This window comes from Thermogladius sp., assembly GCF_049970955.1.
GTDB lineage: Archaea > Thermoproteota > Thermoprotei_A > Sulfolobales > Desulfurococcaceae > Thermogladius.
This window is the reverse complement of sequence record NZ_JBMFLY010000035.1, coordinates 1-10,949: the sequence shown is the minus strand read 5'-3', so window position 1 is coordinate 10,949 and position 10,949 is coordinate 1. Positions and strand designations below refer to the sequence as shown.

Annotated in this window: 16 protein-coding genes; 5 read left to right on the top strand and 11 right to left on the bottom strand. The window is 58.0% G+C overall.

Annotation, left to right across the window (positions count from 1 at the left end; all coding sequences use genetic code 11):
- Positions 1–310, top strand: a 310-nt coding sequence (locus tag ACP5VX_RS05250) for a MoaD/ThiS family protein (protein WP_428724837.1), incomplete at its 5' end; no start/stop codon positions are given.
- 8 nt (positions 311–318) lie between these two features.
- The gene (locus ACP5VX_RS05245; RefSeq protein WP_428724839.1) at positions 319–774 is read left to right on the top strand and encodes a molybdenum cofactor biosynthesis protein MoaE; all 456 of its coding nucleotides are present in this window, start codon (positions 319–321) and stop codon (positions 772–774) included.
- On the opposite strand, the gene moaC is transcribed toward ACP5VX_RS05245, so the two are convergent.
- From moaC to ACP5VX_RS05200, 9 genes are all read right to left on the bottom strand, one after another.
- Positions 749–1,192 (bottom strand): cyclic pyranopterin monophosphate synthase MoaC, encoded by a 444-nt coding sequence (gene moaC, locus ACP5VX_RS05240; RefSeq protein ID WP_428724838.1) that lies wholly within the window; start codon positions 1,190–1,192, stop codon positions 749–751. The genes ACP5VX_RS05245 and moaC overlap by 26 nt on opposite strands.
- A gap of 11 nt (positions 1,193–1,203) precedes the next feature.
- Positions 1,204–2,118, bottom strand: a complete 915-nt coding sequence (gene moaA / locus ACP5VX_RS05235) for a GTP 3',8-cyclase MoaA (RefSeq protein ID WP_428724836.1) — start codon at positions 2,116–2,118, stop codon at positions 1,204–1,206.
- 20 nt (positions 2,119–2,138) lie between these two features.
- Positions 2,139–3,269, bottom strand: a complete 1,131-nt coding sequence (locus tag ACP5VX_RS05230) for an NAD(P)/FAD-dependent oxidoreductase (protein WP_428724835.1) — start codon at positions 3,267–3,269, stop codon at positions 2,139–2,141.
- A complete protein-coding gene (locus ACP5VX_RS05225) occupies positions 3,262–3,540 on the bottom strand; it encodes a (2Fe-2S)-binding protein (RefSeq protein WP_428724834.1) in 279 nt (92 codons plus the stop codon). The genes ACP5VX_RS05230 and ACP5VX_RS05225 overlap by 8 nt, the downstream gene beginning before the upstream one ends.
- Positions 3,533–4,021 (bottom strand): 4Fe-4S binding protein, encoded by a 489-nt coding sequence (locus ACP5VX_RS05220; RefSeq protein WP_428724833.1) that lies wholly within the window; start codon positions 4,019–4,021, stop codon positions 3,533–3,535. The genes ACP5VX_RS05225 and ACP5VX_RS05220 overlap by 8 nt, the downstream gene beginning before the upstream one ends.
- Entirely contained in the window at positions 4,018–5,472 is a 1,455-nt protein-coding gene (locus ACP5VX_RS05215) for an FAD-dependent oxidoreductase (RefSeq protein ID WP_428724832.1), read from the bottom strand. The genes ACP5VX_RS05220 and ACP5VX_RS05215 overlap by 4 nt, the downstream gene beginning before the upstream one ends.
- A gap of 203 nt (positions 5,473–5,675) precedes the next feature.
- A complete protein-coding gene (cysS, locus tag ACP5VX_RS05210) occupies positions 5,676–7,094 on the bottom strand; it encodes a cysteine--tRNA ligase (RefSeq protein ID WP_428724831.1) in 1,419 nt (472 codons plus the stop codon).
- A 5-nt stretch (positions 7,095–7,099) separates the two neighbouring features.
- A complete protein-coding gene (locus tag ACP5VX_RS05205) occupies positions 7,100–7,831 on the bottom strand; it encodes a purine-nucleoside phosphorylase (RefSeq protein ID WP_428724830.1) in 732 nt (243 codons plus the stop codon).
- The gene (locus ACP5VX_RS05200; protein ID WP_428724829.1) at positions 7,828–8,418 is read right to left on the bottom strand and encodes a hypothetical protein; all 591 of its coding nucleotides are present in this window, start codon (positions 8,416–8,418) and stop codon (positions 7,828–7,830) included. The genes ACP5VX_RS05205 and ACP5VX_RS05200 overlap by 4 nt, the downstream gene beginning before the upstream one ends.
- Before the next feature lie 144 nt (positions 8,419–8,562).
- Here ACP5VX_RS05200 and ACP5VX_RS05195 point away from each other — a divergent pair, with 144 nt between their 5' ends.
- Positions 8,563–9,051, top strand: a complete 489-nt coding sequence (locus ACP5VX_RS05195) for an adenosine-specific kinase (protein WP_014737989.1) — start codon at positions 8,563–8,565, stop codon at positions 9,049–9,051.
- Positions 9,052–9,056: 5 nt separating this feature from the next.
- Here the strand turns inward: ACP5VX_RS05195 and ACP5VX_RS05190 are convergent, their stop codons facing one another.
- Together ACP5VX_RS05190 and ACP5VX_RS05185 are read right to left on the bottom strand one after the other, a co-directional pair.
- Positions 9,057–9,395, bottom strand: coding sequence for a hypothetical protein (locus tag ACP5VX_RS05190; protein WP_428724828.1), 339 nt, complete (start codon positions 9,393–9,395; stop codon positions 9,057–9,059).
- Positions 9,395–9,700, bottom strand: a complete 306-nt coding sequence (locus tag ACP5VX_RS05185; RefSeq protein ID WP_428724827.1) for a TRAM domain-containing protein — start codon at positions 9,698–9,700, stop codon at positions 9,395–9,397. Before ACP5VX_RS05185 ends, ACP5VX_RS05190 begins: the two co-directional genes overlap by 1 nt.
- 76 nt (positions 9,701–9,776) lie before the next feature.
- Here ACP5VX_RS05185 and ACP5VX_RS05180 point away from each other — a divergent pair, with 76 nt between their 5' ends.
- Both ACP5VX_RS05180 and ACP5VX_RS05175 read left to right on the top strand, forming a co-directional pair.
- The gene (locus ACP5VX_RS05180) at positions 9,777–10,334 is read left to right on the top strand and encodes a hypothetical protein (RefSeq protein WP_428724826.1); all 558 of its coding nucleotides are present in this window, start codon (positions 9,777–9,779) and stop codon (positions 10,332–10,334) included.
- A partial coding sequence (locus tag ACP5VX_RS05175) for an HAD family hydrolase (RefSeq protein WP_428724825.1) occupies positions 10,327–10,949 on the top strand: 623 nt, incomplete at its 3' end. The genes ACP5VX_RS05180 and ACP5VX_RS05175, both read left to right, overlap by 8 nt.

The following is a 10,949-nucleotide window of genomic DNA, read 5'->3' as shown; positions in this document are numbered from 1 at the left end:
CCACTGCTCGGGTTTAAAGCGCTTGAAAGACATGGTTGGCAACTTGGGGTTGAACCTCGTCGCAGGTGCGCGATTCGTGGTCGAGGTATATATCAAGGCGTACGGGGTTCTCGGGGACTACGTCAAGGAGGGACGCTACACTTTCAGGGAGGGGGTCACCGTGCGGGAGTTGGTGGAGACCCTTGTCCCTCTCGAGGTGAGGAGGAGGTTTAGCATCGTCGTCTTCGTGAACGACGAGCCGGCACCAGAGTCGCGCGTGGTCTACAACGGGGACAAAGTAGTGCTACTGCCGCCTTCCTCGGGTGGTTGACGTTGATCGTGAGAGCCGAGCTGGTTGAAGGGGACATTGCTGGCAGGCTCATGAGTATCCTGGAGGAGGTGAGTAAGGTAGCTGTGGACAAGGAGGTCGGCGGAGTAGAGGTATTCATGGGGGTCGTCAAGGGGAGGGTGGGCGGGTTCAAGGTCGAGAAGCTGGTCTATACGGCTTACAAGGAGGTCGCTGAGAGGGTGCTCGAGAGGATCGCGCGAGAGGAGGCGGAGAAGAACAGCCTAGAGGCCGTGGTCATCCTCCACAGGCTGGGAGAGGTGAGGCCCGGCGAGGCAACAGTCATCATCGTCGCGGCAGGGAGAGGGAGGGACGAGGTCAACAGAGCTACGAGGGTTATAATAGACAGGGTGAAGAAAGAGGCCCCGATATTCAAGCTCGAGGTGAGGGAGGACGGCGAGTACTGGGTTATCGGCGACGAGACTAGGGTGAAGAGGGCGAGGTCTTGACCTTACTGACCACTCTTATGTACTCTATCCTGGTGTCCGGGTACTGGCCCTCCGCGTCTTTCTCGTACTTCTTCACCATGTCCCATACGTTGAGGAGGCCCACCGCGACGCCTGTCAGCGCCTCCATCTCGACGCCCGTCTGAGCAACTGTCTTCACCTTCACCGTCAACCTGAGCTCGTTGTCTGACGGGAAGTCGAAGCTGGTCTCCACGTGAGTGACAGGGATAGGGTGGCATAACGGGAGGAGCTCGCTGGTCTTCTTCACAGCCATAGCAACAGCCGCCCTGGTCACCTCGAGCACGTCTCCTTTCTCTACCTTGCCCTCCTTGATCAACCTGAGCGTCTCGGGTTTAAGCCTTATGACGCCCTCGGCAACAGCCTCCCTGTAGACCGGCTTCTTCTCGGTGATGTCCACCATACTCAAGGCGGTCACCTCGTGACTACCTTGAAGTAGGGTTCTCTCAGGCTATTAGCTTTCTTGAACGCCTCGACCAGCCCGTGGAAGTCCCTGGATAGGATGTAGGGCCTCGCGTCGACGAGGTTGTCGTTCCTGAAGAGGCACGGCTTGATCTTCCCGTCTGGGGTGAACCTTATCCTGGTACACCTAGCACACAGCTCGGGGTTGCAGAAGCCTTTAATAAGTGTGACCTTCACGCCGTTGTCGAGGTGGTAGACTGGCCTGCTCTGGAACTCCTTTACCTCGACCTTGACCGCCCTCTTCTTCAGGTACTCCTCGACCTCCCTCAACTCGACGTGTATCCTCTTGTACAGCTCGGCGTCGACTCCGAGCGGGATCAGCTCGATCATGTTTATCTCAAGCCCCTTCTTCGACGCGAACTCGACCAGGTCCGCGACCTCGTCCTTGTTCCACGTCAGTACTACGAAGTCGAGCTTCAGCCTGATCCCGTACTGTAGCGCGGCCTCGATACCCTGGAGAACCCGCTTGAGGTCCCCGCCTGTTATAGCCTTGAACACGTCTTCCCTGAGGGAGTGCAGGCTCACGTTCACGTGGTCAACGCCGGCCTCGGCGAGCCCTTTGGCGTACTTGTCGAGCAGGCTACCGTTTGTCGTTATTGAGGTGCTCAGCCCGTTCCCCGTGATCTCCCTAACGATCTCCACTATGTCTCTACGGACTAGCGGCTCCCCGCCGGTCAGCTTAGCGTCCCTTATACCGAGGTAGCTCGCGACGTTCGCCACGAAGCCCCAGTCTTCTGCCCCCAGCTCGCTCTCACTTTCGTAGTTTAGGAGGCCCTCTCTATGGCAGAAAACACACCTGTGGTTGCACTTCTCGGTGACGCTGATCCTAAGGCTCGTGAGAGGCCTACCAAACCTGTCTACGAGCATTGAAAACCACTAGGTCTACTTTAGCCGAATACGGCTATCTCCTTTATAAGCTCCCCTCTCGCGAACCTGCCAGGGGATAGTCTCTCGAACTCGGGGACGAGCGGCCTCTCCCCGAGTATGTACGACGCTAGGGCCTCGCCGACGGCAGGGGCCATCATAAACCCGTGCCCGCTAAAGCCTGCGGCGACGTAGACCCCTTCGAGGCCCTCCACGGGGCCTATTACGGGGTGGTGGTCGGGCGTCATGTCGTAGTACCCCGTCCAGTACCTCAGCACGTAGACCTCTCTAAGCCAAGGGAAGTAAGACGTCCACACCCTCGCAGCCTTCCTGAGGAACTCGAGCTTCACCTTCGCCGCCGTGTCGTAGGCCTCGGGTATGTCGGCGCCAATGTAGAAGTTGCCGTTGAACAGCTGGACGATGTAGGATGAGGTGGCCCAGTCTATGATCAGGGGCTTGAAGACGGGTCTAAACGCCTCCGTGACTAGGGCGTGCTTGGGGAGGTTCCTGATCGGCAGGTCGACGCCCAAGGTCTCGAGCAACCTCCTACTCCCGTCCCCGGCCGCTACCAGGACGCTGTCGGCTCTAAGGGAGCCGATGTTCGTCTCGACGACGAGCCCCCCTCCCTCGCGCGCTATCTTTCTAGCCTCTACACCCCACTTGACCTCGACTCCTCTGGCTAGGAGGTGTGTCAACGTGTTCGTCACGCTGTCGAAACAGCTGGCTTTCCCTGCTATGGGGTCGTAGACGGCGGCGACAACACTAGACGTGTTTATCGTGGGGGCCAGCTCCCTCACTTCCTCGGGTGTTACGAGCCTGGTAGGGACGCCCAGGCTGTTCTGGAACTTCACCGCCTCTCTGAAGAACTCGACGTCCCTGTCCCTCGTGAGGAGCCACAGGTAACCGTCTCTCGAGTACTTTATCCCGAGCTCTTTAGACAGCTTCGGCCACAGGTCTATTGCCCTGAGCATCACTTTAATGTGCTCTCTACTAGTGAAGCTCGCCCTAACGCCCGTAGCGCACCTGAAGCTACCGCCCGACCCCGGGTACTTCCTGTCTATGACGAGAATGTCGCTGAAGCCCCTGTCGACCAGGAACTTGGCCGTCATGAGCCCAGTAACGCCCGCACCTACGATGATCAGCCGCCTAGCCACTCTTACCACCCGCGAAGAACTTTAACTGAACCGGGGTTATCGGGGGCCTGCTAACCGGGAGGGGTACCTCGGATACGGGGACCCCCTTCTTTCTCGCGAGGACGGATGCGACGAGCAGTAGGCAGCCAGAGCCCTGGCAGGGCCCCATACCGATCCTCAGCTTCCTCTTCAAGAGTTCGAGGTCCGTCAACCCCTCTTCTATGGCCTTCTCGACGTCGTAGAGTGTTACGTCCTCACACCTGCACACGATCACCTTCTTCGCGTCAAGCACGGTTCTTCACCACCTTAATAGCCCTCACGTGGAGCCACATGTCGCGCGGGACGCGCACCGTGACGGCCCACGTCGAGTCGTAGGACCACGCCTTGACGACCTCCCCCTCGCCCACAACCCTGCCCTCTCTGTCGAGCAAGAGGCACTTGTCCCCTTTCGCCGGCGGCGGGCTCATCTCGTAGGGGAGTGTGAGGAGCGCGTCTTCGCCGCGGAGGTCTACCACGAATATCGCTAGCCCAGGGCACTTGACGACGCAGACTCCGCACCCTATGCACTTGTTCTCCTCCAGCCTAGGGCGAGAGTAGAGAGTCTCCTTCCTGATAGCGTTGAACGGGCACGCGGATACGCATACGTTGCAGGGGACTTCCTCCGGGCACTCTATAATAGCAACCGGCTTCTTCTTCATTCTCTCCTCGGGCGGTATGATGCCCAGTCTAGCCAGCTCCTCGACGGACAGTACCCCGGTCCTCCGGAAGCTCAACCCGCCCCCCTCCTCAATTCCTCCATCTCTCCCTCGCTCAGCGTCACCGACAACTTGCCTCTCCTCGCCCTCTCGAGCACGGGGCTCATCCTGTACACGTTCCACAAGTAGTGTAGCACCTCCGCCCTCTTCCCTTCTACCAACCCCTCCTTCTCAAGAATCGATTGGGCCGCCAGCTCTCCCTCGAGGAAAGCAGCTGTAGCCTCTTCGACACCGGAGAGGTCGCCGGCCACGTATACGCCCGGTATCGAGGTCTCCATGCTCCAGGTCCTCACGGGGACCAGACCCCCGAGCTCGGGGACGTGCTTTACTACAGCCCCCATCTGGCTAAGCAGAGCATAGTTCGGCTGGAGCCCGACGGCCAGCAGGACTAGGTCGACGTCGTACGCCTCTTCGGTCCCGGGTATTGGGTTGTAGCCCCCGTCGACTGCCACGGACACGGCCTTCTCCACTCTATCGTGCCCCTCCACCCTCAGCAGAGTACGCCTCGTTTTGATGGGGACGCCGTGTCTCCTGATCTTTGCTGCGTGGACGAACCACCCGCCGATCTCGTCCCTGAGCTCCAGTACGGCCTTCACGTCCACGCCTGCCTGGAGTAGTTGGTAGGCGACTATTAACCCCACGTTGCCGCTCCCGACGACGATGGCCCTGTCCCCCGGCCTAATACCGTACTCGTTCATTAGCGTCTGGGCACCCCCTGCTCCCATTACTCCTGGGAGGTCGTTGTTTTCGAATAACGCGAGTTTCTCCGAGGCGCCGGTGGCGACGATCGTGTACTTCGACTTGATCAGGTAGTGCCTGGGCTCGCCTGTGACGGTCGCTGCGCCGAGGTAGCCCTCGGCGAAGAACCCGTAGACCCTTGTTGAGGTTAGGACCTTTATGTTCGGGCTAGCGCGAACCTTCTCTGCGAGTAGCTCGCCGATCTTGAACCCCCTCACGCCACCGTAGTACGCCGCGTCTCCGAAGAACCTGTGCGTCTGCTTAACCAGCTGCCCGCCGAGCTTGAAGTGCTCCTCCACGAGTACGACCTTTAGCCCGTGTCCGGCGAGCGTCAGCGCTGCCTGGAGACCGGCCGGGCCGCTACCAACAACTACGGCATCGGCCTCGATCTCCTCCTCGGAGACGTCGCCGCGTGTTTCCGAGGGGATCTCGGGTAGCCCGCTCTGGGTCTCGACGACGAGACCATCCCTCACGGGCTCGATGCAGATCCTGGTATTTGGGATACCGTTGACTCTGGCTAGGCAGCTCGAGCACTTGCCTATCATACAGAAAGCGCCGCGAGGCCTACCGGTCTTACTGTAAGAGAAGACCCTGTAGCCCAGAGCGTAGAGGCTCGCTAGAACGCTCTCGCCCTCGTAACCCTCAACCTCTACACCGTTGAAGCGGAACTTGACAACTCTACCACGCCTGAACTTTAGGATAGGGTGTTCCTCTATCCTGTAGCCCCTCAACAACCATCCCCCGTGTCGGCTATCAGCTCTCGGTAAGCATGCTTATACCTGTACATAGGATATTGGAGCGACCGTAAAGTAAATAAGCGTTATTACGCCCATAGCTGGGCTTGAGCTTCATCCACCCGAAGGAGAGACGACGCAGCGCGTACCGTGTTGCGTGTGGTGGTTGCGAAGCACTTCTACGCGCTCACTGTGAGGAGTCAACGGGTTTTCTTCTTGATCCAGGTGGTCTCTAACCCCTTGTCCTGCAGTATTATACCCTGCCTCATGAGCTCGCTCCTGATCCTGTCGGCGAGGTCGTACAACTTCAGACTCCTCAGCTCGCGCCGGATGTCCACTATTAGCCTCACCAGTGAGTCCACTTCTTCCTCTGCCGACGTCTCGGCCTCCTCTACAAGGGACAGGACCGCGTTAGCCTCCCTGAACAGTTTCTTGGCGATCGACACCAGCATGTGGACGGGCCTGTAGGCCAGCTCTCTGTTCACGAAGCTCATAAGCTCGTTGACGGCGGCGAGCATTTCGGGGGTGTTAAAGTCGTTTGACAGAGACTCGTGGAACTTGTTGCGGAGTTCGAGGAGTTGCCTGGCTTTCGCTATGTCCTCGTCTCTCACGTAGTGTCTGTCGACGGCCTCTCTCTCCAGTCTCGTCAACAGGCTCCACGTGTTCACGAACCTCTCGTAGAACCTCTTAGACTGCTCGAGCGCCTCCTCAGAGAAGACCAGCGGCTTCCTGTAGTGGGAAGACAAGTACCAGACTCTCAGCGCCAGCCCCCACTTGTCAAAAGCCTCTTTCAAAGGCACTATGTTGCCCAGGCTCTTGCTCATCTTGTCGCTGCCGACCATCACCAACCCCGTGTGCATCCAGATGCTCACCCACCTGCCGCCGTAGTACGCCTCGCTCTGGGCCCTCTCGTTCTCGTGGTGTGGGAATATCAGGTCTGTCCCGCCGCCGTGTATATCGAACCGGCCCCCTAGGTACCTAGAGCTCATCACGCTACACTCTATGTGCCAACCCGGCCTGCCCTTGCCCCACGGGCTCTCCCAGTACGGCTCCCCCGGCTTGCTCGCTTTCCACAGCGCGAAGTCGTAGGGCTTCTTCTTCTCGGCGAGAAACTCGGGTTCTTGGCTCCACAGCTCCTTGCTGGCTCTCCCCGAGAGCCTCCCGTAGTCTGGGTACTTGTCGACCTCGAAGTACACGCTACCGCTCGGTGCGACGTAGGCGTAGCCCTTGTCTATTAGAACTTGTATGAACTCTATGATCTCCTTTATGTGGTCAGTTACTCTAGGGTGGTGGTCTATCGTTACCTTCAGCTTGGAGAGGCCCTCCAAGTAGTCCCTCGTGTACTCGTCGGCGACCTCTCTCCAGTCTCTCCCCTCGCTCTGGGCCCTCCTGATGATCTTGTCGTCTATGTCGGTGATGTTCATGACGTGTATGACATTGTAGCCTCTGAGCGATAGGTACTTCTTCAAGGCGTCGTACACGACGTACGTCCTGCCGTGCCCTATGTGCGTATAGTCGTACACTGTAGGGCCGCAGACGTACATCTTGACAGTGCTCTCTTCAACGGGCCTGAGGACTTCTAACTCCTTGCTCAGCGTGTTGTATAGCCTTATCTCCATACCCTCTAGTCCCTTAGCTCCGAGAATACGTCTAGGACGGCCTTTGCGACGCTAGTAAACTTGTCAGCGAGCTCGGCTGTTGTGAGGAACACCTTTTCCTCGGACGGCAGAACGTCGCTGACTACCAGTACGGCAGCCGTCTCCCAACCCCTCATCCAGCCGAGCGCGAACAAGCCGGCGGCCTCCATCTCCACGGCAACGAATCCCAGGTGGCTCATCTTCTCGGCAAACGATGGGTCTTCAGCGTAGAAGGCGTCGCTACTGTAGACGGGCCCCGCTAAAAACCTGACCCCGTGCCTGCTCAACGACTCCATAATCCTGGCCGTTAAAACAGGGTGTGGGCTCGTGGCACCGCATATACCGGGCATGTACTGCCCTAGGCCGCATCCCCCCTGGGTGTAGCCAGCTCCCGTGGCGACTACGACGTCGCCGACCCTTATGTCCCTCCTCAGACCCCCCGTTGTTCCGACCCTTACGAACCGCCTCGCGCCTAGGATGCCCAGCTCCTCGAACACTATCATCGCGGAGGGGCAGCCTATCCCGTGAGTGGCTATGGAGACTTTCACGCCCTTGTAGGTCCCCGTCACCACCTTTAGACCTCTGTGCTCGTTGACGACCCTCCTCTCCTCGAGAAGCTGGCTCAACAGGTCTACCCTACCCGGGTCGCCCACGGCGATGACGTTTTTTGCTATGTCTCCCGGTCTAGCCTTAATGTGGGGTAGCTCCTTGAAGCTCATCTACGAGCCCTCCTCCTCTTCTTACCACTCCTCCTCTTTTTCTTCTTTTCTGCTTTACTCTTCTTACTCCTCCGCGCCTTCCGCCTTTTCCTCCTCTTTTTAGTCTCGGTCTTCACCTTTTCGAGTAGGAGCTCGTGGGGAAAGAGTATCCTGACACCCTCGCTTGTCTCGACGAGGATTAAGTCGTACTCAAGCTTCTTGCCGAAGGCAATGGACGAGTCGTAAACAATGCTGGGGTTGCCCGGCTTGAACTCGTGCACGACTACGGGGTTCTCTCCCTCGACCTTGACGAATTTGATAGACCTCAAGTAGGCCGGGATGGGGGAGATCACGGTCTCGACGCCTTCAACAGACCCCTCTCCTATCGTTACCTTCATGCCCGGCGCCTCTACTTCGACGAATCTGAGGACGTTCGACTGGGGCGGGTTGCTGGATATGGTGTTCCCCGCCACCGAGAGAAGGCTTTCAAGCCCCTCTCCGACCTCGACCTCGCTCCACCTCTCCTCTTGCTTGTAGAGTAAGGCGGTGACGACGCCGTCGTTCTCAACGTAAGGACTCAAATCCACGATCTTCAAAACAGCCCTCATAACAAACCCTTTTAAACAGTGGGGCTCTGCTTCTGTTAAGGTCGTATCACCTATTTAATCCTTCAACATCAAGAAGGCACCTTGTATTGGCCTAGGAAACCTTAATACGAAAACTCGTGTGAATATTTAGTATGGTGTTCTCGGGTGTCCGTGTCCTTCAAGGTTGTACCCGTTAAAATACCCGAGGGCGCCAACGTGATAATAGGGCGCAGCCACTTCATCAAGACGGTCGAGGACATATACGAGGTGCTCGTCACATCTGTACCCGGGATCAAGTTCGGCCTGGCCTTTAACGAGGCCAGCGGGAAGAGGCTCGTGAGATACGAGGGCAATGACGAAGAGTTAACTAGGGCTGCGGTCGACGCTGCTTTGTCGATCGGGGCGGGCCACACGTTCGTCCTCTTCATAAGGAACGCGTACCCGATAAACGTCTTAAACCAGCTGAAGAGCGTGCAAGAGGTCGTGTCCATTTACGTCGCGACTGGTAACCCTGTTCAAGTCATAGTAGCCGAGACTGACCAGGGCAGGGCGGTAGTCGGCGTAGTCGACGGCTACACACCGCTAGGCGTTGAAGGGGACGAGGACAAAAAAGAGAGGCACGGCTTCTTGAGGAAGATCGGCTACAAGAAGTAGGCCGGCTAGCCCTCCTCACCGCACTTGCCTAGCCTACGAAAAACCTCGTCGAGTACGCTCTCCACCCTGTTTTTACCGACCTCTATAAGGACGCACCTGCTAACCCTACCCGTCTTCAACAGGTAGAAGAGGTAGGAGCCCTCCACGACCAGGGCGACGTGGTAGCACTCTCCTCCTTCTACAACCTCCTCTTCGTCAACGACCTCGACAGGCTTGTTCTCCAACAGGTAGTCTAGCACCAGCCAGGCGTCCTCTCCTTCAATGGGTTCCCCCAGCTCGAGTGTCGACGCGACCTCGGCCCCGACCACCTGCGCTATCTCGGAGAACAAGCTTCTCCCGGGCATCAGTAATCCACGTAGGAGTCCTCTAGTACTTCCACAACCTCTGCGACCGCGTAGTCGGGGGCGAGCTTGAGGATACGCGCTTTGACTCTGGAGCCCAGGCTAGCATTCCTCACGATCACCTTCACGTTCTTGTACTTGGCGATACCGTTGCCCTTCTCGTCTACCTCGTCGATGTTCAGGACGGCTATCGAGCCAACTCTCAGCTCCCTGTCTTCCTCCGGCCTCTTGATGCTGGGGTAGATGCTGAATTTCTGGACGTCGCTCGTGTAAGGAGCCCACGAGTGTTTCTTCTGGTGTCTACTCACTAACTACCCCATCCACCACGCGTTGTCGCTGATATATAAGGTATGAGCCCCTTTAAAAACCATAGGTTGAACACTGATGGCCTTAAAGGACTTCTTGAGGAACATCGTGAACCCCCATCTTGGAAGGGCTCTCAGAGAGGGGAAGATCCAGGCCAACACCGTGGACGAGGTGAGGAGGCTCATATCCCAAGCGGAGTCGAGGTACGGCTTCAGCGTATACGGCGGGAACCCCGAGAAGCTACTAGACTACTTTAACAGCAAGGATTTCGAGCTACTCGTCAGCGCGTTCAAGGGCGGTAACGCGCTGGAAGTCCTCGTCGGCATCCTAAGAGAGGTCGCAGAGGAGTACAGAGACCTCCCCGAGGTGAGGGCCAAGGCGCTAGACATAGCACAGAGGCTGAGCGTGGGCGAGCCCGTGAAGTCGGAGCTCTCCGAGTTGTTCGAGCGGGTCAAGTCCATGTTCTCCAACTATGAGGTGTCCCTGGCAGGGAACGAGGTCTTGCTGAGGGTGAGCCAGGACTTCGTAGTCAGAATCTCGTACGAAGGGGGCAGAATCAGGGTCGTCCAGTGCAGAACGACTTTCTTGGATAAGAGAGACGTGGAGAGGCTGAGGGAGGTTGTCGCGGGTGGGTAGAGGGCTAATAGTCTTCGACTGCGACGGCGTCCTGACCACCGCCAAGAGCAGCTGGGCCGTCTTACACGAGTACTTCGGTAGCCGGGACAACAGGCTCTTCGCAGACTACTACAGGAGAGGCATAATAACCTACGAGGACTGGATGAAGATAGACGTCGCGCTGATGATCCACAGCTACGGGAAACCGATAAGGAGACAGGACGTAGAAAGGGCCGTCTCGTGGATCGGTGTGAGAGAAGAGGCCCCCGGTGTCGTGAGCCGCCTCATGAGGGAGGGCTACGTGGTCGCAGTCGTGAGCTCCGGGATAGGGGAGGTCGTTGGCAGGGTATGTAGCAGGCTCGGCATAAGCCTCTGCTACTACAACGAGTTAAGGTACGAGGGCGACGAGCTGGTGCCCGGGGGCCTAGTCAGGGTCCCCTTGATGGAGAAGCACAGGGTCATCGCCGAGCTGGCCGGGAAATTGGGGTTCGATCTAAGAGAGGTGACCTACGTGGGCGACGACGTGTGGGACATAGACGTCTTCAACGTCGTGGGCAACTCGGTAGCCGTGAAGCCTTGTGGCGAGGCCTGCTCTAGAGCCAGGTGGGTAGTTGAGGATCTGACAGAGATCTTGCC

Coding starts and splice junctions, on each gene's coding strand:
- ACP5VX_RS05180 (WP_428724826.1), top strand. CDS start 9,777: ATGGCCTTAAAGGACTTCTTGAGGAACATCGTGAACCCCCATCTTGGA.
- ACP5VX_RS05200 (WP_428724829.1), bottom strand. CDS start 8,418: ATGAGGGCTGTTTTGAAGATCGTGGATTTGAGTCCTTACGTTGAGAAC.
- ACP5VX_RS05205 (WP_428724830.1), bottom strand. CDS start 7,831: ATGAGCTTCAAGGAGCTACCCCACATTAAGGCTAGACCGGGAGACATA.
- moaC (WP_428724838.1), bottom strand. CDS start 1,192: ATGGTGGACATCACCGAGAAGAAGCCGGTCTACAGGGAGGCTGTTGCC.
- cysS (WP_428724831.1), bottom strand. CDS start 7,094: ATGGAGATAAGGCTATACAACACGCTGAGCAAGGAGTTAGAAGTCCTC.
- ACP5VX_RS05190 (WP_428724828.1), bottom strand. CDS start 9,395: ATGCCCGGGAGAAGCTTGTTCTCCGAGATAGCGCAGGTGGTCGGGGCC.
- moaA (WP_428724836.1), bottom strand. CDS start 2,118: ATGCTCGTAGACAGGTTTGGTAGGCCTCTCACGAGCCTTAGGATCAGC.